This is a genomic window from Lysinibacillus sp. Bpr_S20 (genome assembly GCF_023337835.1).
GTDB lineage: Bacteria > Bacillota > Bacilli > Bacillales_A > Planococcaceae > Lysinibacillus.
The window spans coordinates 188660-209572 of record NZ_JALNLQ010000004.1; the positions used below are offsets into that span (position 1 = coordinate 188660).

The window sequence follows — 20913 nt, forward strand, 5'->3', positions numbered from 1 at the left end:
CATGATAAAAATTTCAATCTTCATATTCTTTCCAAGTGATCTGCATAGGATAAAACATATGCAATGCATCATTTGAGAGAGGAGCTGTAAATTGAAGAAAGTTAAGCTCACAGGAAGAATTGTTACCCCTAAAGATCCGGACTATGAGCAAGCGAGAACAAATAATAACTTACATGATCCAAAATTTCCGAGTATCATTGTATTTTGTCGACATACGAAAGACGTTATCAATGCATTAAGATGGGCGAGAGAAAATAATGAACCATTTCGAATCAGAAGTGGGAGACATAACTATGAAAATTATTCATTATTAAATGAAGGGCTTGTGATAGATGTTAGCGAAATGAATGAAATAACAATTAATCTGAAAGATAGGACAGCGAGAATTGAAGCAGGTGCTAATTTAGGAAAAGTATATCGGGTATTATGGGAAAATGGATTTACAATCCCTGCCGGAACTGAAGGCAGTGTAGGGGTTGTTGGTCTAACGCTTGGTGGAGGAATTGGAATGTTATCGCGTCCATTTGGACTAACATGTGACAGTCTACTAGAAGTTGAAATGGTTGTTGCAAGTGGCCATGAAGGTGCTGAGGTAATCCAAGCTAACAAGCAAAAAAATAGTGACTTATTTTGGGCAAGTTGTGGCGGGGGCGGAGGGAATTTTGGCATCGTTACAGCTTTTACATTTAAACTGCATCCTATTTCTAACGTATCGATTTTTTCCATTACATGGGGATGGGAAGATTTTGAACGAGCCTTTGATGTGTGGCAAAAATGGGCACCATACACAGATGAACGTTTGACTTCTCAGATCGAGCTTAAATCTAAGGAAGTTGGAGAGGTTGTTGCTCAAGGTGAGTTTATAGGTACAGCATCTGAACTAAAGAAACTACTCCGTCCTTTAAGGAAAACAGGTTCCCCAACGAATATATGGATAAAGGAAGTACCTTATATTAAAGCTGTAGAATTTTTTGACTTACCGAGTGGCAACAAACCTGCCCTTCGTAAAAGGTCAGGGTCCTTTGTTGAAAGACCATTCCCTCATGCTGCCATTGTAAAAATGAAAGAATTTTTAACGAATGCTCCAAATAGAGATGCGACCATTTGGCAGCAATCTCTTAGAGGGGCGGTAAGTCAAATTGCTTCAAGCCAAACAGCTTATTATTATAGAAATGCTTTAATTGCCCAGGAGTATAATACTTCGTGGAAAAAACCTAAAGATGCAGAAAAAAATATTCAGTGGGTGGAGAATTTAAGAAGGGCTTTATCACCATTCACTGCTGGTGATTATGTAAATTTCCCAGATCGTTTTATTAAAGATTGGCCAACTACCTACTACGGTCGTAATCTTAGAATGCTTCGAGAAGTAAAGGGAAAATACGATCCATTGAATGTGTTTCATTTTCCTCAAAGTATTCCGCCAAATAAAAAATGGCTTTAACTGAGGGACAAAGAAAAAAGAGCAGGCACTGCAGAGGGCAAACTGCTCTTTTCTTCTGCATTCACTGCTCATAGACTATTTTTCTGCAAGTATTTTATGGATCGCGGGAATATCAGCGGGAGCAAAATGAAGATTTAGCAGTTCATGTCGCGGAACCCATCTAATTTCAGTATGTTCTAGCAGGACCGGATCTCCCTCTACAATGGAAGCCTTAAATGTTTCTAAGCGTACTATAAATTTTTCGTATTCATAAATAGTATCCTCAACCTTTTCTCCAACGTCTATAGCGCAATTAAATTCCTCTAATATTTCACGTGATAAAGCTTGTTCAGGCGATTCGTCGTCCTCGATTTTACCACCAGGGAATTCCCAATAATTTGCTAGTACCATATTAGGATTTCTTAACGCACAAAAAATTTCATCTTTATCATTTTCGATAATTGCACCTACTACATGTACATTTTTTTTCATTCATTTTTCACCCTTTTTGTGCATTCTTAAAATATTGAAAATTATAACATATACTGATTTCCCCCGTTATCTAGTAGGGAATAATTTTGCTCATTTCCATAGTGTGGGGTTGATTTCCGTTCCAGCTGTGCGCTTTGTTGTTGCTGTCACTTCGCTTTCGCACAGATAATACATTTGCTGTCGCTACGCTTTCGCACAGAGCAAAGCTTCCTGGGGGCGTCCGATGAGCCGCTTTTGTTGCTGCCGCTGCGTTAGCACTACGCTTTCGCACAGAAAACATCCGCTACGCTCCAGGGTCTCGGGCCAACAGATGTTTATTGCGCGAAAGCGAAGCGGCAGCAAAGGGTTTTGTTTGTGCGAAAGCGCAGCGACAGCAACAGCACCGAGGTTGGTCACGAAGGCGTTATCACAGGACGTGATGCCTTTAGCCTTCGTTCCCCTAACTCTAATCCCCAAGGAGTCGCCCAGCCTTCACTCCAATCAACTTAATCCCATGGTATCGTTTTAACAAAATGTCATCCCGAAATTCCGAGGATGACAAAATTTTTTTGTATGGGTGGCTCATCATCATAGCGTGAAGGTAATTTACATTCCGTTTAGGAGCTATCTTGCCAATGATTGGTCAACAGAAAAATAATAATAAAACTGTTTTTTACATGACTATGTCATTTATCGTTTTCTACTGTATAATAATGAACATTATATAGGAAAAAGGCGGTACGAGGTACGATGAAAAGAATAGAATCTACGCAAAATGCGTTAGTGAAATACTGGAAGAAGCTTGCGACAACACGAAAAGAGCGTGAAAGATCTGGAGAATTCATAGTAGAGGGATTCCATTTGGTAGAGGAAGCATTAAAAAATAATGAACAAGTACAGCAACTAATTGTACGTGAAGGTGTAGAATTACCAATGCTTTGGCCGATTGATAGTGTATCTATCGTTGAAGTAACAGCGGCTGTTGCCAAGGAGTTTGCTGAAACGGAGACTTCTCAAGGTGTATTTGCAGTTTGTAAGCAACCTTTGTTAGATGATGATGTAATGGCTTCGTGGCGCAAGGTGCTACTTATCGATGCAGTCCAAGATCCAGGAAATATTGGAACAATGATTCGTACTGCGGATGCAGCAGGTTTAGATGCAGTTATACTTGGCAAAGGCTGCGCGGATTTATATAATCCTAAAACACTTCGTTCTGCACAAGGCTCACATTTCCATATTCCTGTCCTTCGTGGTGATTTAGAAGAATGGATTGAACAGCTTCAGGATAATGGTGTACCAGTATTTGGGACGGCTTTAGATGAGGATGCAGTTATCTATAGTGATATTGAACATACTGGTGCATTTGCGATCATGATGGGGAATGAAGGTAGTGGTATTCATCCACAATTACTTTCGATGACAGATCAAAATATTATTATTCCGATTTTAGGGCAAGCGGAGTCTCTAAATGTAGCAGTAGCAACAGGAATCGTTTTATATGGATTTGTTAAGTAGGTAATTAATTAAGGATATATTAAAATTGAGCTCATCACTAATCGTTATAGATAGCATTTTAAATATATGCACTGTATATTAGTTGATTGGAGTGGAGGCTGAGCGACTCCTTGGGGATTAGCGGTAGGGGAACGAAGGCTAAGAACATCACATCCTGTGGTAACGCCTTCGTGACCAACCTCGGTGCTGTTGCTGTCGCTGCGCTTTCGCACAAACAAAACCCTTTGCTGCCGCTTCGCTTTCGCGCAATAAACATCTGTTGGCCCGAGACCCTGCAGCGCAGCGGATGTTTTCTGTGCGAAAGCGTAGTGCTAACGCAGCGGCAGCAACAAAAGCGGCTCATCGGACGCCCCCAGGAAGCTCTGCTTTGCGCGAAAGCGAAGCGTCAGCGGCAAATGTTTTCTGTAGCGAAAGCAAAGCGGCAGCTACAAAGCGCTCAGCCGGAACGGAAATCAACTACACATTTTGGTGGTGAGCCTAAAATTGCCGATAGAACCATCAATATCGCTGGTAATGGGCACATGACTCTTGATTTGAATTGGTATTGTATTGTATAATCACTGTTAAAATGTAAACTTAAATGCTTTGACCGGGAAGTAGTAAAAATGGTGAATGGGCGACAGGGAGCACAGGCCGAAGATTGAGAGCCAGTGCCGTACCAATGCAATTTTGAATTCATCCCGCGAGCAGCTACCGGGACCAGCGAATGCTGTAAAGGTATGCCGGCTTTAATCTAGTCGTTATGTCAATGAAGTGATTGCTAGGGGTTTACCTTGCAATAACTAGGGTGGTACCGCGAAAATGTCCTCGTCCCTTTTTTAGGGGCGAGTTTTTTTATGCCATCAAAGAAGGCAATTATCTTCATTCAGTAGAAGACTCCCACCTTCGAAGGTGGTGAGATCAATACGGAAATGGTTCCTTTTCATCGGTGTCCAAAACATGCAGGATGAAGATAAAGTCTCTGGCGGATGTCACGGATTATTATCAAAGGAATGAATTGTGCTGGCATAATTCAAAATCCGGACGCATTGTTTATCTGCGCGGCAGCAGCAATGTTTGGATCTGTAGCGACAGCTACAATTACGCTAAGGCAAAATTGATTTAATCAAGGAGGGTTTATACATGGAAGAGCAATTAAAGCAATTAGAGCAAGAAGCACTTGCTAAAATTGAAGCGGCGGCAAATTTAAAAGAATTAAATGATGTGCGAGTAGCGTATCTAGGGAAAAAAGGACCTATCACTGATTTATTAAAGGGTATGGGGAAATTATCAGCAGAGGAACGCCCGAAAATGGGTGCTTTAGTCAATACGGTTCGTGAAAATGTAACGGCTGTATTAGAGGCAAAGGCGGCTGTACTAGAAGAAGCAGCAATTGCTGAAAAATTAGCGAGTGAGTCGATTGATGTCACTTTACCTGGCCGTGAAATTAAAGTGGGGAATCGTCATCCATTAACACGCGTTATTGAAGAAATTGAAGATTTGTTTATCGGTATGGGCTATGAAATTGCAGAAGGTCCAGAAGTGGAAAAGGATTATTATAACTTCGAGGCATTGAACTTACCAAAGGGACACCCTGCTCGTGATATGCAGGATTCGTTCTATATTTCCGAGGAAATATTATTACGTACGCATACTTCTCCTGTGCAAGCTCGCACAATGGAAGAGAAGAAAGGTGAATCCATTCGCATTATTTGTCCAGGGAAAGTATTCCGTCGTGACAACGATGATGCAACACATTCTCACCAATTCATGCAAATCGAAGGGTTAGTGATTGGTGAAAATATTCGCATGAGTGACCTTAAAGGGACGCTTGATACATTAGCGAAAAAAATGTTCGGTGCAGACCGCGAAATTCGACTTCGCCCAAGTTTCTTCCCATTCACAGAACCATCTGTTGAAATGGATATTTCTTGCTTCAAATGTGGTGGATCGGGCTGTAACGTATGTAAAGGTACAGGCTGGATTGAAATTTTAGGAGCTGGTATGGTGCATCCAAATGTACTTGAAATGGCTGGTTATGATCCGAAGAAAGTGTCAGGCTTTGCATTTGGTATTGGTGCTGAACGTATCGCAATGTTGAAATATGGTGTCGACGATATTCGTCATTTCTATACAAGTGACACACGTTTCTTATCACAATTCGAGCGAACAGAGGCGTAAGGGGGATAAAAAATGTTAGTATCATTAGAATGGTTAAAAGATTATGTAAATACACAGGATTTAGCGCCTGAGGAGTTAGCTGAAAAAATTACGCGCTCGGGAATTGAAGTAGATGCAGTAATTGACCGTGCTAACGCAATGGATAAAATTGTAGTCGGCTATATCGTATCAAAAGAGAAGCATCCTGAAGCGGATAAATTAAATATTTGCCAAGTGGATGTTGGTGAAGCTGAGCCACAACAAATTATTTGTGGTGCTCCAAACGTTGATGCTGGTCAAAAAGTTATTGTCGCACGTCCAGGTGCACATTTACCAGGCGGCATTAAAATAAAAAAAGCAAAACTTCGTGGACATGAATCAAACGGTATGATTTGCTCATTACAAGAGTTAGGAATCGAAGGGAAACTAGTTCCTAAAGCATATTCTGAAGGTATTTATGTGCTTCCTGAGAGTGCTGAGGTCGGCTCGGATGCCCTTGCTATTTTAGGTTTACGTGACACGGTATTAGAGCTTGGTTTAACACCAAATCGCTCGGACGCACTGTCAATGCTAGGTGTGGCGTATGAAGTTGGCGCAATTCTATCTGAAGAAGTGAAGTATCCAGAAATCGCCTACAGCACATCTTCTGAAAAAGCAGAAGACATGTTAAAGCTTCGAGTAGAAGATTCACAAGCAAACCCAATGTATGTAGCAAAAGTTGTGAAAAACGTAAAAATCGCGGAATCACCGATGTGGCTACAAAATCGCTTAATGGCAGCAGGCGTACGCCCACATAATAATGTTGTCGATGTAACGAACTACATTTTAATGGAATACGGTCAACCGCTTCATGCCTTTGACTACGATAGTCTTGCAACAGGTGAAATCGTAGTGCGTAAAGCAACAGAAGGCGAAAAAATTACTACTTTAGATGACCAAGAGCGTACATTAAAAGCAACGGATTTAGTCATTACAAATGGCAAGGAGCCAGTAGCAATCGCAGGTGTAATGGGTGGTGCAAACTCAGAAGTACATGATACTACAACAACGGTTGTCATCGAATCTGCTTACTTCGATGGTTTAACTGTACGTCAAACATCACGTCATCTTGGACTTCGCTCAGATGCTTCTGCTCGCTTTGAAAAGGGCGTTGACCCTAACCGTGTATTACCAGCTGCAGAACGTGCTGCAGCACTACTAGCTGAACTAGCTGGTGGTGAAGTGTTAGAGGGAACATGTATCGTGGATGAACTAGATAAATCACCAGCACGTGTTGTCGTTTCTCCAGATTTTATTAATGAACGTTTAGGTATGAAAATTTCGTTAGAAGAAATGTTGACTATTTTAGAGCGTCTTAAATTTGGTGTAGAAGCAGCAAATGGTTTACTAATCGTTGATGCACCAACACGTCGTCAAGATATTAAAATTGAAGAAGATATTGTAGAAGAAATTGCTCGTTTACACGGTTATGATGAAATCCCGATGACTTTACCAGAGGGAGCAAACCAAGTAGGACGTTTAACGCCCTATCAGGCAAAACGTCGTGTAGTTCGCAACTACATGGAAGGGGCAGGCCTTTACCAAGCTGTAACGTACTCATTAACTTCAGATGCATTGTCACAACGCTTTGCATTGAAAGCTGAGCCAGTAACACGTTTACTCATGCCGATGAGTGAGGACCGTTCAACACTACGTCAAAGTCTTATCCCTCATTTAATTGAAGCTGCTGCGTATAATATTGCACGTAAAGCTGATAATGTAGCATTGTATGAAATCGGTTCAGTATTCCTTGGTCAATCAGAAGAGGGGCTACCATATGAGGAAGAGCACGTGGCGGCAGTAGTAACAGGGAAATGGCTTGACCATGCTTGGCAAGGGGAGAAAAAGTCAGTAGATTTCTTCGTCTTAAAAGGCATTGTAGAAGGTGTTGTCGGTAAGCTTGGTTTAGAGGACCGTATTTCATTTGTGAAAGCTGAAGTAGATGGATTACACCCAGGACGTACTGCTAGCATTCTTTTAGACGGTGAACAAGTGGGTATTATCGGTGGATTACATCCAGCAGAGCAAAAAGCATGGGGTGTAAAAGACACATATGTAATGGAAATGAATCTAGTCACATTATTAAACGCTAATGCAAAAGAAGCGCCTCTTGGTTATTCACCAGTGCCTCGCTTCCCAGCAATGTCTCGTGATATTGCCCTGATCATGGACCGTACAACAACAGCTGGAGAGGTTATTGCTGCGATTCGCTCAGCAAGCGTGAAATTATTGAAAGATGTTCGTGTATTCGATGTATATGAAGGTGAAAAAATGGAGGCTGGTAAGAAATCAGTGGCATTCTCCCTAACATACTTCGATCCAGAACGTACTTTAACAGATGAAGAAGTTGTTGCAGCACATAATAAAGTGTTAAAAGCTATTGCAACAATTGAAGGCACGGAAGTACGCTAATTTATGCCAAGATATTTTTGATTACTATTATTTTGTGAGCTGTCTCGTAATGAGGCAGCTTTTTTAGTTGAAAAGTGCCATCGAGCAATTTGTATTTTTAATATTTCGAAATAATAAAAAATACATTCTAGGTATCTATTATGTGTATAGTGGAAATTGGATAGAAAAAAATAACAAGAGGAGATCATGATCTTGAAAGAACGAAAACGAAAAAGTTTATCTGTGCGTGCTCGGTTAATCTGGGCGTTGACAATGACGCTTTTAATTCCAAGTATTGCCATAGGTGCATTTTCATATATGAAGTCAGATGATCTATATTATAAAGAATTAAATGATAAATCACGTGAGAATGTCGATCTAATCAATTCGTTAGTGACAAAAGAAATTTCACCAATCATAAGTGATGCAGAATATTTGGCAGGCTATTTTAATAAGGATTGGCAAGATGAAAATGCATTAAAGGAATTAGATAAATACAATGCTTTACATAATAGTGTTTCAGTAGTTGCTTTAACATTAGAAGGTCATGGTTTTTTACGTAATCCATACCATAAAATGCCGTCTGATTATAATCCGTTTTTACGTCCATGGTATTTAGAGGCTATAGAGTCGCCAGGTAAAGGGGTCATGATAGATCCTTATAAATCAAATATCTCAGGGGATTTAACGTTAACTGTAGCGGCAGGATTACGTGACAAATCCGGGGTTGTTTCCATAGACTTGGATCTTACCGAAATTGCGGAGCTCGTTAATGCCGTAAAGATTGGGAAAAGTGGCTATGCTTCATTAGTGAATGCCAATAATCTTACAATAGCGGATCCGAATGTTGAAGTGGGAACTAAACTAAAAGACGCGTATATAGAAAAGATGCAAGGTAAAGAAGCAGGTAGCTTTAAAATTAAGGAAGATGGCAAGGAACATCAAATATTTTTCGCTACTAATAAACTTACTGGATGGAAAATTATCGGTATTATGGATGAATCAGATGTAACAGCTGTCACAGCCCCAATTTTAAAGTCAACAATAGCCGTCATTGTTATTGCTTTAATGATTTGTGGGATTATCGGTGGCATGATCATTGCCTCAATCACTCGCCCATTGAAAGAGCTATCTACAGTTGCTGAACAAGTAGGTGAAGGTGATTTACGTAACTTTATCGACATAAGAAGAAATGATGAGATCGGGAAACTAGCAAATATTTTTAATAAAATGATTTCCTCTTTACGTGAGGTAGTTGGTAATATAGGCGAGAAATCAAATTTATTGGCCAATTCTTCAGAGGAACTAACGGCAAGTACTGCAGAAAATAAGCGAGCAACATCGCAAATTGTTACTTCCATTCAAAGATTTGCTGAGACGGTTGATGTGCAGGCGGAAACCGTTAATGATGGTAATCGTGCTGTCCTTGAAATGTCATCATCTATTCAGCGTATTTCATCGAAAGCAGATGCAGTAAGTGGAATGTCCAATAAAGCTTTGAGCGCTGTTATGAGCGGTGATAAGACTATTCAAACAGCTGTTCAACAAATGACCATGATTCAAAATACTGTACAAACTCTGGAAAATACAGTGCAAACATTAGACAAGCGTTCTCACGAAATTGAGCATATTGTGGAAGCCATAACCCAAATTGCTGATCAAACGAACCTATTAGCTTTAAACGCAGCAATTGAAGCTGCCCGTGCAGGTGAACATGGAAAAGGCTTTGCGGTTGTAGCAGATGAGGTACGAAAGTTAGCTGAACAATCTGCACAATCCACGCTGCAAATTAAGGATATTATTTCACAAATTCAAGCTGATACACAACTAGCTGTTGTATCTATGGCTGCTGGTTCAACTGAGGTTGTGAAGGGGATTGATATAACAAATATGGCAGGGAATTCATTTGAAGAGATTCGTACGAATGTACAAAGTGTTACTTATGAAATAGGACAAATTTCAGAGGCATCAAAAGTTATTTCTCAAAACGCAAATGAAGTGGCGATGGGGATTGAAAGTGTGCTTGAACAAACCAATGAAAATACAGCAAGTGCACAAAATATTTCCGCTGCAACCGAAGAACAGCTTGCTTCTATGGAAGAAATTGCTGCGTCGGCAGCAGCTCTTGCCAGTATGTCTGAAAATCTTCAACAAACGATCCGACAGTTCAAATATTAAGTTGGAAGAAAATTTGTCTATATGATAAGTTTTTGATATAAAGAATTTCGCTAACTACAGTAAAGAGCAAGTTATGAACTGGAGTATAGCGAAATTTTTTTGTCGTCAATAAGACCAATTTTATTTCAATTTTTTAGCTTTTTCAGTATTCGCAAAATGCCATTTCGTAATGGAACGTAAAAATTCCTCCCCTTGTTTTCGCCAAATGCGTGCTGCTAACGCATCTACTTTCGCTGAAGCGCCCTTCAACAATTCTATCCCAGCAATCTCACTCAGGCGGTCCATTTCTTTTAAAAATGCAGCACGAGCTAATATCGATGCAGTTGCTACTGAGACATGTAATTGTTCAGCTTTCGTAGAAAATAGCACATCATCTCGAACAATATCTCGTTCATTTTTTAAGTAATTGTAATACACGCCACGTTCCGCAAACTGATCTATCAATATATGCTCTGGTTTTTCGGGAGCCATTTTTGACAGTGCTTTGTTAAGTGCCCTATTGTGCATCATAGCTTTCATCTTACCTTGTGAGTATCCTCGTGACTGTAATTCGTTATATTTTTCGTTGCGAAGTACCAGTACACTATGAACACAAGCTGCACGTAAATCTGGCGCTATTTTACGCATGTAGTCATCCGTTAGCATTTTTGAATCTTTGACACCAAGCTCGTTGATAAGTGCAATTTTTGATGAAGGGACATATACGGCCGCAACTGTTATTGGACCGAAATAATCACCAGTACCAGTTTCGTCTGAGCCTAACACCGACATCGTGGCAAAACCTTCTGGCAGAACGTCGCCCTTTGCTCCTATCGAGGATGTTTTCTGTGTATTTGTTACTTCTACATTTCCCCAACGTGCTGCTTCTCGTTCTGCTCCTCCCCCTTGGAACATTAATTTACCCGATTTGTACATTGTAATTGCTGTATCTGGAAGCTTTGCGGCAAAGATTACACCAGGGGCTTTACGTTCTACAAAATGGTTTGCATAGTAAGACATTACTTCTTTTTGTATAGTTGTTGATATGGAAAGTACAATATTTGACATTTACTCGTTCCTTTCTATCCTCGTTGTTCACAATTTTATACCTTTCATGGTATGATAATAAATAGCTTTTTTGTGTAAGTTGCTCATCATCGAAAAATTCGTGAGCGTAAAAATTATAAAGGAGGGTGCGACTATGGAAAATCAAGAAAAGAATAAAATTTCTGTGGAAATCTACGGTCATACATATAAAATGGTCGGCTCTGAATCCATTGGACATATGCGACTTGTCGCTTCGATTGTTGATGACCGTATGCGCGAAATGAATGTACATAATCCCTCTCTTGATAGCACAAAGCTTGCAGTTCTTACAGCAGTAAATACTGTTCACGATTATTTACTATTAAAAGAACAAATGGAGCAATTAGAAGAAGAATTGAAAAAATTAAAGGGTTGAAGTGAATGTTAGATTTAATCATATTAGTGGTGCTATTAGCCGGGATCATCGTCGGAGGAAAACGCGGTTTCATTGTACAGATGATGCATATCGTTAGCTTTATAGTCGCCCTAATTGTTGCGTATATCTATTATAAACCATTAGCGCAAAAATTTGTGTTTTGGGTGCCGTATCCAGGTGTAACCGATTCAGGTAGTCTTGGAGTAGTTATTGATAGCCTGGATTTAGACCGCACCTTTTACCGTGTCATTGCCTTTGCTGTTATTTTCTTTGCGGTGAAAATTACATTGCAAATTGTAGCATCGATTTTTGATTTTATAGCGTATTTACCTGTGTTAGGTACAGTGAATCGTTGGCTTGGAGCATTGTTTGGCATGATTGAAAACTATTTAATTATGTTTATTTTGTTATACATTCTTGCTTTATTGCCAGTTGATTCTATCCAAAGTTTAATGTCGAAGTCGTTGTTAAGTGGTCTCATTTTGGAGCATACCCCAATTATTACAAGTATGTTCCAAAACTGGTGGTATATTTATATGCAATAGCAAACTATGCACTTCTCTCGGTTTTGAGGGAAGTGTTTTTACGATAGGAGGAATTCCGAATGAACAAAAAAACAATTATTCGCACACTTGAAAAAATTGCCTTGTATATGGAATTACAAGGGGAAAATCCCTTCAAAGTGTCTGCCTTTCGAAAAGCTGCCGCTGCACTTGAGGGGGACGAGCGCTCATTAAGTGAGATGGAGGATGTTACAAAGCTAAAAGGTATAGGTAAAGGTACAGCTGCTGTTATTGAGGATTTAATGACAAATGGTGAATCAAGCTTATTAAAAGAATTAGAAGAAATTGTACCAAAAGGATTACTCCCATTATTAAAACTTCCAGGCTTAGGCGGTAAAAAAATTGCTAAGCTTCATCAAGAGTTAGGGGTTGATTCTGCGGAAAGTTTAAAGGCTGCTTGCGAGGCATGTAAAGTTCGTGAGCTGGCAGGCTTTGCAGCAAAAACTGAAGAGAAAATTTTAAAGGAACTTGAAAATTTAGCCAATCGATCGGAACGTTTACCAATTTGGCAGCTAGAGCCTGTTGTTTTACAAATTGAAGCTCTACTAGGTAGTATGGAAGAAGTGGAACGTTTTTCTGTTGCAGGAAGTTTCCGTCGTGCCGCTGAAACAAGTAAAGATATTGATTTTATTGTTGTAACTGAAGCAGTTGAAACTGTACGTGAAAAGCTATTGAATGAGCTCTCTATCCAAGAGGTAGTAGCGGCAGGTGATACGAAAATTTCAGTTATTTTAGATTTAGAGGAGCCTGTAAGTGTAGATTTCCGATTAGTGAGAGATGCTGAATATGCAACGGCCTTGCATCATTTCACAGGCTCAAAAGACCACAATGTTCGCATGCGACAAATTGCTAAAGCACGTGGTGAAAAGATTAGCGAATATGGCGTAGAGCAGGCTGATGGCACCGTATTAACGTTTAAAGATGAAAAAGAATTTTTTGCGTATTTTGATTTACCATTTATCCCGCCTAGTTTGCGTACAGGAACAACGGAATTTAACCAAACGGATGACATTAATAGTTTAGTAAAATTAGAAGATGTTAAAGCGGATTTGCATATGCATACGACATGGTCTGATGGTGCGTATTCTGTAGCTGAAATGGGCGCCGCATTAATGGCGCGTGGCTATCAATATAGCGTTATTACTGACCATTCACAATTTTTAAAAGTGGCGAATGGTCTTACGCCAGAACGCTTAACAAAGCAACGTGCTGAGATTAAGGCATTTAATGAAGCACATCCAGATTTCCATTTATATGCGGGGACAGAAATGGATATTCTGCCGGATGGTTCTCTTGATTTTGCAGATGATGTGCTTAGAGAGTTAGATTTCGTCATAGCCTCTATTCACTCTAGCTTTACGCAATCGCAAGACAAAATTATGTCGCGTTTACTAACGGCGATGCAAAATCCATATGTTCATATGATTGCTCATCCAACTGGTCGCATTATTGAGGATCGTAATGGCTATAATCCTGATATGGGGCAATTAATTGCTTGGGCAAAGGAGTATGGTAAAATTTTAGAGTTAAATGCGAATCCATATCGTCTTGATTTATGTGTGGAGCATTTAGAAATGGCTGTGGCAGCTGGTGTGCCTGTAGCGATCAATACAGATGCTCATGATATTGCTCATTTACGCTTTATGGATATTGGAGTGCGCTATGCAAACAGAGCATGGTTGAAAAAGGATATGATTGTGAATACATGGACGCGAGAACAATTTGAAGCGTTTATTCGACGAAATAAATAGGTTGAGGAGGTGTTCTCAGTGATCGCAGAACGCGCATTGAAAACACTAGAATATGATAAAGTACGTCAGCAAGTGGCTACATACTGTACTTCTTCAATCGGTAAATCAGCGGTTGATGAGCTTGTACCACAGACTGATTATGAAAAAGTTGTGCAATTATTAGAAGAAATGGATGAAGGACTATCCATTTTACGTGTTAAAGGCAATGTGCCAATGGGTGGAATTTTTGATGTGCGACCAGCTGCAAGGCGTGCACAAATCGGTGGCATGCTGTCAGCGATGGAACTAATGGAAGTTTCAAGTACAATTCGAGCTAGTAGAATTCTTCGCAATTTTATTGAAGATATAGAATCAGAAGAAGTGATTGAAATTCCCCATTTCATCGACAAAAAGGAGGCAATGCCTGTTTTGACAGGCTTGCAGCATGAAATTAATAACTGTATTGATGACAATGGCTCAGTGCTAGACTCTGCAAGCCAAACATTGCGTTCGATTCGCCAATCTTTGCGCGCAGAAGAGGCCAAAGTACGTTCGAAGCTGGAAAGCCTTATACGGGGAAGTAATGCTTCAAAAATGCTATCAGATACACTTGTAACGATTCGTAATGATCGTTTTGTTATCCCCGTTAAACAAGAGTATCGTCATCATTATGGTGGAATTGTGCATGACCAATCATCTTCTGGCCAAACATTATTTATCGAGCCAGATTCAATTGTACAAGCAAATAATGAAATTCATCGATTAAAAATGAAGGAGCAAGCTGAAATTGAACGTATCTTACTAGCCTTAAGTGCAATGGTAGAGGAAGTAGCTCCGGATTTGTTTAACTTAGTAAAAGTACTAGGTGAGATTGACGTCATTTTAGCCAAAGGTAAGTACGGTCAGGCGAACAAATGTACAATGCCTAAAATGAATAACGACGGCTATATTAGACTTGTGCGTGCACGTCATCCACTGTTACCAATTGAAACGGCAGTTCCTAACGATATTGAATTTGGGAAAGACATTACGGCTATTGTTATTACAGGACCAAACACTGGTGGTAAAACCGTCACTTTAAAAACAGTTGGACTGTGTACATTAATGGCGCAGGCGGGGTTACCAGTGCCTGCACTTGATGGTTCAGAGCTAGCTGTTTTCAAGCAGCTTTTTGCGGATATTGGAGATGAACAGTCCATTGAGCAATCACTGTCAACATTCTCCTCTCATATGGTCAACATAGTAGACATCTTACAAAAGTTTGATGACGAGTCACTCGTTCTATTTGACGAATTAGGTGCTGGGACGGATCCTCAGGAAGGAGCAGCTCTGGCCATCTCCATTTTAGATGAAGTACATGGTCGTGGTGCTCGCGTTATGGCAACGACGCACTATCCTGAGCTAAAAGCATATGGCTATAATCGTCCAGGAGTTGCCAATGCAAGTGTAGAGTTTGATATTGAGACATTGAGCCCAACATATCGCCTACTTATCGGTGTGCCAGGTCGCTCCAATGCATTTGAAATTTCAAATCGCCTAGGCTTACCAGAGTCGATTATTGACCGTGCGAAAAGCTTTACAGGTACAGATCGCCATGAGGTGGAGTCAATGATTGCTTCATTGGAAGAGACTCGTCGTAAATCCGAAGATGATGCAGAACGCTCGCATGATTTACTAATGGAGTCTGAGGAACTGCGTAAAGAGCTACAAGGAAAGTTACAAGCTTACGAGGAACGTAAAGAAGCACTCGATAAAAAAGCGAAAGAAAAGGCTCGTAAAATTGTTGATGAAGCAAAAAGAGAAGCAGAATCCATCATTGCGGAGCTTCGAGAAATGCGTAAAAATGCAGACCAGGTTGTCAAGGAGCATGAGCTCATCGAAGCTCGTAAACGATTGGAAGAAGCTACACCGCTTGACAACAATAAAGTGCTGAAAAAAGCGGCACAAGTAAAAGCCCGTGCACAAAACTTAGTTGTCGGAGACGAGGTAAAGGTGTTAAGCTATGGACAACGGGGTACATTGCTTGAAAAAGTATCGAATTCCGAATGGGTTGTCCAAATGGGTATTTTGAAAATGAAAATCGCGGATAGTGATCTAGAGTACATTAAACCAGAAAAAGAACCTGTACAACGTATTGCTGGTGTAAAAAATCGTACTAGCCATGTGAAATTAGAATTAGATTTACGTGGTGAACGATATGAAGATGCCATCATACGTACGGAAAAATATATTGATGATGCCTTACTTGCTAACTATGGACGTGTATCAATTATTCATGGTGTCGGTACAGGTGCATTACGTCAAGGAATTCAAAGCTATTTGAAAAAGCATAAGCGTGTAAAATCCTTCCGTTTCGGTGAAGCCGGCGAGGGAGGCTTAGGCGTCACGGTTGTGGAATTGAAATAAGCAGTAAAGGGGACGGAGAAAATGCTGAATTCTAGCTTTTGGCGATATCCAATTATCGAAACGGCAGGATATTTTAGTGTTGTTGTGTTATGTTTAGTCGTCTCGATGGCATTGTTCGAAGTCGTTACGAAATATAAAAATTGGGAAGAAATTAAAAATGGTAATATCGCTGTGGCACTCGCGACAGGCGGGAAAATACTAGGGATTTGTAATATTTTTCGTTTCTCCATCGCACGCCATAGTACGTTAAGTGAAATGATTGGCTGGGGTCTTTTTGGTTTTACATTACTGATTGTAGCGTATTTCTTATTTGAATTTATGACACCACGTTTTAATGTCGATCAAGAAATCGCAAATGATAATCGCTCAGTCGGCTTTATTTCCTTTACTATTTCAGTCGGTCTATCGTTTGTTATTGGGGCAAGTATTGCATAGGAGTGTAATGACATGGAAAAATTAGCAAAAATACTAATCGTTGTCTGCATCGCATTTTTGGCAGTCGGTGTCTATTATATGATGACCCTTTAAACTTAGAAACGCATCCTTTTGTGGGGATGCGTTTTTTTATATTAAGGGGTAAAGAGAAGAAGGAAAGAAAAGCTAAAGTGACGGAAAGGAGAGTCAGAGCGACGGAAAGAAGAGCCGAAGCGACGGAAAGAAGAGCCGAAGTGACGGAAAGCAGGCAGGGCGACGGAAAGAAGAGTCAAAGCGACGGAAAGAAGAGTCGAAGTGACGGAAAGAAGGCAGGGCGACGGAAAGAAGAGCCGAAGCGACGGAAAGGAGAGTCAGAGCGACGGAAAGAAAGGCCGAAGCGATGGAAAGGAGAGTTAGAGTGACGGAAAGAAGAGCCGAAGCGACGCAAAGAAGCCAAAGAGACGGTAAAGAGTAAAAAACTGTTCTTGCCTGGAGAGAGCGTTCAGGTTGAGAATGTAATCGCCCCAACCCCAATAGATAAAAAACTTCAATTCCCTCGAAAATATCTTAAGTTACACCATTCTCCTATCAACCACATCTAAAAAAACTACTAAATTCTATTAATATTCCTTCATCTATCTAAAAAGTTATTATTAATAAATATTTTTCGAATATAGAATTATTAACTCAATATTTTGATTGAAAAAAGAAAGAATGAATTAGTATTCATCGGATATATGGTTTGGAATCCAAGGAAATACAGTACTATAAATGTTGCAGAATGCATAATAATTAATCGAAAATACATTTATTTTCTATTTTGTGTTTGAAAGAGTATTCCTTTTTCATTATAATTAAAATTAGAGTTTACAAAGTTTGGAACAAAGGGGAGAGGACGTATGACAACAAAACCATGGCTAAAAAATTATCCTGAAGAAGTACCATCGTCTTTAACGTTTGAGGAAATTCCAGTGCAAGAATTTTTGACCCGCGCCTATAAAAAGAATCCGTCTAAAGTTGCGATTCATTTTATGGGAAAGGATTTAACGTATGCCGAGCTATATGAGTCAGCGCTAAAGTTCGCAAACTATTTACAAACACTTGGGGTAGAAAAGGGAGATCGAGTAGCTATTATGCTTCCGAACTCACCACAAAGTGTAATCGCTTACTACGGGGCAATGTATGCCGGGGCGATTGTCGTACAAACGAATCCACTTTATACTGAGCGTGAACTTCAATATCAAATGGCTGATTCAGGTGCAAAAGTTATTTTATTAATGGATATTTTGTATCCACGTGTCATGAAAATCATAAAAGAAACTGCACTTGAAAATGTAATTGTCACGGCGATTAAAGATTATTTACCGTTCCCTAAAAATTTAGTGTATCCCTATATTCAAAAAAAGCAGTACGGTTTTAGTGTCAAGGTTGAACATAGTGGTCAAAATCATTTGTTTACAGAAATTATGCGCTCTGCGCCCATCAAAATGATTGATATTCCATTTGATTTTGAAGAGGATATCGCACTGCTTCAATATACAGGTGGAACGACGGGGTTCCCTAAGGGTGTGATGCTGACCCATAAAAATTTAATTGCTAATACAACAATGTGTGATGCATGGATGTATAAATGTGTACATGGTGAGGAAACCATTATGGGCATACTGCCATTCTTCCATGTTTATGGTATGACTGCTGTTATTTTATTATCCGTATTCACGCAAAATAAGATGGTGTTATTACCAAAGTTTGATGCAGAGACGGCGTTGAAAACGATTGATAAGCAAAAACCAACACTATTCCCGGGTGCACCGACTTTATATATTGGTTTATTAAATCATCCGGATATTGCAAAGTACGACTTATCGTCCATAAAAGCATGTATAAGTGGATCCGCTTCATTACCAGTAGAAGTGCAGGAGAAATTTGAAGCGGTAACAGGGGGGAAACTTGTAGAAGGATATGGATTAACAGAAACTTCTCCTGTCACACATTCTACACCTATTTGGGGGAAACGTGTCATGGGCTCGATTGGTTTACCTTGGCCAAATACGGATTCAATCATTTTGCGTACAGGGGATACAGAGGCGCTTCCAGTCGGTGAGGTTGGTGAAATAGCTGTAAAGGGTCCACAGGTTATGAAAGGCTATTGGAATCGCCCTGAGGATACAGCAGCAACGTTCGTAGATGGTTGGTTTTTAACAGGCGATTTGGGCTATATGGACGAAGAAGGCTATTTCTATGTAGTGGATCGTAAAAAAGATATAATTATCGCAGGTGGTTTTAATATTTACCCTCGTGAGGTAGAGGAAGTACTATATGAGCGAGAGGAAATTCAAGAATGTGTAGTTGCGGGCATACCCGATCCGTATCGGGGAGAAACAGTAAAAGCTTATATTGTTTTAAAAGAAGGATATTCGGTTACAGAAGACGAATTAAATAAATATTGCCGTCAAAACTTGGCTGCTTTCAAGGTTCCCCGCTATTATGAGTTTAGAGATGAACTACCGAAAACAGCTGTTGGGAAAATTTTGCGTCGCTCGTTAGTAGACGAAGAAAAAACAAAATTGGCGAATAAAGAAGCAAAATAAATACGTGGTAAAGTATTGACAAGCAAAGATGTAAATTATAATATGAAAATATGAATGAATGACCATTCATATTTTCATATTTTTTTAGGTTCCCACGTCACATCTTTAAAATAATCAGCTTAAGATTGCTGGTCATTTTGGGATGACATTTGGTAAATCATGAATGTAGACGTGTGCAAGTTTTTTTTAGGTGGTGATGTAAAGGTGAAACGTGATAAGCCAAAATATAAGCAAATTATTGATGCAGCTGTCATCGTTATTGCAGAAAATGGGTATCACCAAGCACAGGTATCGAAGATTGCTAAACAGGCAGGGGTGGCCGATGGAACAATCTATTTATATTTTAAAAATAAAGAAGATATATTAATTTCTGTCTTTAATGAAAAAATGGCTGTTTTTGTAGAGTCATTACAAGATATAATAGAAAATGGAAGTACGTCAAAGGACAAACTTTCACGAATGATAGAAAATCATTTTAATGTTCTAGCGACAGATCGATACCTAGCAACCGTCACACAATTGGAACTACGACAATCGAATAAAGATTTACGACTAAAGATTAATTCGGTGTTAAGAGAGTATTTACAATTACTAGATCAAATTTTGATCGAAGGTATGCTATCAGGGGAGTTCAATCAAACGATGGATGTACGCTTGGCACGTCAAATGGTATTTGGAACTATTGACGAAACTATTACGTCTTGGGTTATGAATGAATATCGATATGATTTGATAGAACAGGTTCCAAAAGTTCAGGCATTAATTCTGAACGGCATTAAAGCTTAAAAGGATGTGGAGAAATGGAGTTTCTAAGTTGGAAAGTAGAGGATGGAGTAGCGATTATTACAATTGCACGCCCGCCAGCAAACGCATTATCTCGCGGTATTATTGCCGAAGTAAATGCTGTGCTAGATGAAGTCGAGCATGATGACACTGTTCGTGTTCTTGTCATTCATGGCGATGGTCGTTTCTTCTCAGCAGGTGCAGACATAAAAGAGTTTACAGAGGTTGAGTCTGGTAATGAATTTTCAAAGCTAGCGAGCAATGGTCAGCAAGTTTTTGAGCGAGTTGAATCGTTCTCGAAACCTATCATTGCTGCAATTCATGGCGCTGCACTTGGTGGGGGCCTTGAGCTTGCGATGAGTTGTCATCTGCGCTTTGTGACGGAATCTGCGAAATTAGGACTACCGGAATTACAATTAGGTCTTATCCCAGGTTTCGGGGGTACACAACGTCTACCACGATATGTAGGGGTTGCCAAAGCTGCAGAAATGATGTTTACAAGTGAGCCGATTTCTGGTACAGAGGCTGTACAATGGGGTTTAGCGAATCGTGCATTTACAGATGAAGCATTACTAGAAGAAACGCTAAAGGTAGCGAAGAAAATTGCGAAGAAGAGCCCAGTTGCTTTAAAAGCAGCTATTCAAACATTGCAATATGCAAAACATGCTTCATTCTATGAAGGTATTGAGGTAGAAGCAAAATCCTTTGGTACCGTATTCATTTCGGAAGATGCAAAAGAAGGAATTCAAGCATTTATTGAAAAACGCGAGCCTGTGTTTACTGGTAAATAATATTCCATCAGTGTCGATAGCGACTTGAAAGAGTGTTATCG

Annotated in this window: 18 protein-coding genes; 15 read left to right on the forward strand and 3 right to left on the reverse strand. The window is 39.8% G+C overall.

Annotated elements, in window-relative coordinates; all coding sequences use genetic code 11:
- Nucleotides 1-91: 91 nt before the first annotated feature.
- Nucleotides 92-1441, forward strand: a complete 1350-nt coding sequence (locus tag MWJ95_RS11875; protein WP_249072877.1) for an FAD-binding oxidoreductase — start codon at nt 92-94, stop codon at nt 1439-1441.
- A 75-nt stretch (nt 1442-1516) separates the two neighbouring features.
- Here MWJ95_RS11875 and MWJ95_RS11880 read toward each other — a convergent pair whose 3' ends face one another.
- A complete protein-coding gene (locus tag MWJ95_RS11880) occupies nt 1517-1912 on the reverse strand; it encodes a (deoxy)nucleoside triphosphate pyrophosphohydrolase (protein ID WP_249072876.1) in 396 nt (131 codons plus the stop codon).
- Nucleotides 1913-1982: 70 nt separating this feature from the next.
- Nucleotides 1983-2192 (reverse strand): hypothetical protein, encoded by a 210-nt coding sequence (locus MWJ95_RS11885; RefSeq protein ID WP_249105701.1) that lies wholly within the window; start codon nt 2190-2192, stop codon nt 1983-1985.
- 74 nt (nt 2193-2266) lie between these two features.
- Between MWJ95_RS11885 and MWJ95_RS24485 the strand changes: the two genes are divergently transcribed.
- From MWJ95_RS24485 to MWJ95_RS11910, 6 genes are all read left to right on the forward strand, one after another.
- Complete coding sequence (locus tag MWJ95_RS24485) at nt 2267-2401, forward strand: hypothetical protein (protein WP_283175747.1); 135 nt, start codon at nt 2267-2269, stop codon at nt 2399-2401.
- A 240-nt stretch (nt 2402-2641) separates the two neighbouring features.
- Nucleotides 2642-3406 (forward strand): TrmH family RNA methyltransferase, encoded by a 765-nt coding sequence (locus MWJ95_RS11890; protein WP_249072875.1) that lies wholly within the window; start codon nt 2642-2644, stop codon nt 3404-3406.
- A 295-nt stretch (nt 3407-3701) separates the two neighbouring features.
- Nucleotides 3702-3881 (forward strand): hypothetical protein, encoded by a 180-nt coding sequence (locus MWJ95_RS11895; RefSeq protein WP_249105703.1) that lies wholly within the window; start codon nt 3702-3704, stop codon nt 3879-3881.
- 647 nt (nt 3882-4528) lie between these two features.
- On the forward strand, nt 4529-5566 hold the full coding sequence (gene pheS, locus MWJ95_RS11900; protein WP_249072873.1) for a phenylalanine--tRNA ligase subunit alpha: 1038 nt from the start codon (nt 4529-4531) through the stop codon (nt 5564-5566).
- Between the two features lie 12 nt (nt 5567-5578).
- Nucleotides 5579-7996 (forward strand): phenylalanine--tRNA ligase subunit beta, encoded by a 2418-nt coding sequence (gene pheT / locus MWJ95_RS11905; protein ID WP_249105705.1) that lies wholly within the window; start codon nt 5579-5581, stop codon nt 7994-7996.
- Nucleotides 7997-8188: 192 nt separating this feature from the next.
- Entirely contained in the window at nt 8189-10153 is a 1965-nt protein-coding gene (locus MWJ95_RS11910; RefSeq protein WP_249105707.1) for a methyl-accepting chemotaxis protein, read from the forward strand.
- A 120-nt stretch (nt 10154-10273) separates the two neighbouring features.
- Here the strand turns inward: MWJ95_RS11910 and rnhC are convergent, their stop codons facing one another.
- Nucleotides 10274-11200 carry a ribonuclease HIII gene (gene rnhC, locus MWJ95_RS11915; protein WP_249072870.1) on the reverse strand — a complete coding sequence of 309 codons (927 nt, stop codon included), beginning with the start codon at nt 11198-11200 and terminating at the stop codon, nt 10274-10276.
- A 133-nt stretch (nt 11201-11333) separates the two neighbouring features.
- Between rnhC and zapA the strand changes: the two genes are divergently transcribed.
- The 8 genes from zapA (at nt 11334) to MWJ95_RS11955 (ending at nt 20872) form a co-directional block, all read left to right on the forward strand.
- Nucleotides 11334-11594 (forward strand): cell division protein ZapA, encoded by a 261-nt coding sequence (zapA, locus tag MWJ95_RS11920; RefSeq protein WP_249072869.1) that lies wholly within the window; start codon nt 11334-11336, stop codon nt 11592-11594.
- Nucleotides 11595-11599: 5 nt separating this feature from the next.
- Nucleotides 11600-12139 (forward strand): CvpA family protein, encoded by a 540-nt coding sequence (locus MWJ95_RS11925; RefSeq protein ID WP_249105708.1) that lies wholly within the window; start codon nt 11600-11602, stop codon nt 12137-12139.
- A 59-nt stretch (nt 12140-12198) separates the two neighbouring features.
- A complete protein-coding gene (gene polX, locus MWJ95_RS11930) occupies nt 12199-13908 on the forward strand; it encodes a DNA polymerase/3'-5' exonuclease PolX (protein WP_249072867.1) in 1710 nt (569 codons plus the stop codon).
- Nucleotides 13909-13926: 18 nt separating this feature from the next.
- Entirely contained in the window at nt 13927-16293 is a 2367-nt protein-coding gene (locus tag MWJ95_RS11935) for an endonuclease MutS2 (protein WP_249105710.1), read from the forward strand.
- Between the two features lie 21 nt (nt 16294-16314).
- Nucleotides 16315-16728: a DUF350 domain-containing protein gene (locus tag MWJ95_RS11940; RefSeq protein WP_249072865.1), complete on the forward strand. Its 414-nt coding sequence runs from the start codon at nt 16315-16317 to the stop codon at nt 16726-16728.
- Between the two features lie 878 nt (nt 16729-17606).
- Entirely contained in the window at nt 17607-19298 is a 1692-nt protein-coding gene (locus tag MWJ95_RS11945) for an AMP-binding protein (protein WP_249072863.1), read from the forward strand.
- Between the two features lie 204 nt (nt 19299-19502).
- Nucleotides 19503-20084, forward strand: coding sequence for a TetR/AcrR family transcriptional regulator (locus tag MWJ95_RS11950; protein ID WP_049667778.1), 582 nt, complete (start codon nt 19503-19505; stop codon nt 20082-20084).
- 14 nt (nt 20085-20098) lie between these two features.
- Nucleotides 20099-20872, forward strand: coding sequence for an enoyl-CoA hydratase (locus tag MWJ95_RS11955; RefSeq protein WP_249105713.1), 774 nt, complete (start codon nt 20099-20101; stop codon nt 20870-20872).
- The last annotated feature ends 41 nt before the right edge of the window (nt 20873-20913 follow it).

What these genes read in the sequence shown, in the direction of transcription:
- MWJ95_RS11880 (WP_249072876.1), bottom strand. Translation starts at nt 1,912, where the DNA reads ATGAAAAAAAATGTACATGTAGTAGGTGCAATTATCGAAAATGATAAA.
- MWJ95_RS11885 (WP_249105701.1), bottom strand. Translation starts at nt 2,192, where the DNA reads ATGTTTTCTGTGCGAAAGCGTAGTGCTAACGCAGCGGCAGCAACAAAA.
- MWJ95_RS11890 (WP_249072875.1), top strand. Translation starts at nt 2,642, where the DNA reads ATGAAAAGAATAGAATCTACGCAAAATGCGTTAGTGAAATACTGGAAG.
- pheS (WP_249072873.1), top strand. Translation starts at nt 4,529, where the DNA reads ATGGAAGAGCAATTAAAGCAATTAGAGCAAGAAGCACTTGCTAAAATT.
- pheT (WP_249105705.1), top strand. Translation starts at nt 5,579, where the DNA reads ATGTTAGTATCATTAGAATGGTTAAAAGATTATGTAAATACACAGGAT.
- rnhC (WP_249072870.1), bottom strand. Translation starts at nt 11,200, where the DNA reads ATGTCAAATATTGTACTTTCCATATCAACAACTATACAAAAAGAAGTA.
- zapA (WP_249072869.1), top strand. Translation starts at nt 11,334, where the DNA reads ATGGAAAATCAAGAAAAGAATAAAATTTCTGTGGAAATCTACGGTCAT.
- MWJ95_RS11925 (WP_249105708.1), top strand. Translation starts at nt 11,600, where the DNA reads ATGTTAGATTTAATCATATTAGTGGTGCTATTAGCCGGGATCATCGTC.
- polX (WP_249072867.1), top strand. Translation starts at nt 12,199, where the DNA reads ATGAACAAAAAAACAATTATTCGCACACTTGAAAAAATTGCCTTGTAT.
- MWJ95_RS11940 (WP_249072865.1), top strand. Translation starts at nt 16,315, where the DNA reads ATGCTGAATTCTAGCTTTTGGCGATATCCAATTATCGAAACGGCAGGA.
- MWJ95_RS11945 (WP_249072863.1), top strand. Translation starts at nt 17,607, where the DNA reads ATGACAACAAAACCATGGCTAAAAAATTATCCTGAAGAAGTACCATCG.
- MWJ95_RS11955 (WP_249105713.1), top strand. Translation starts at nt 20,099, where the DNA reads ATGGAGTTTCTAAGTTGGAAAGTAGAGGATGGAGTAGCGATTATTACA.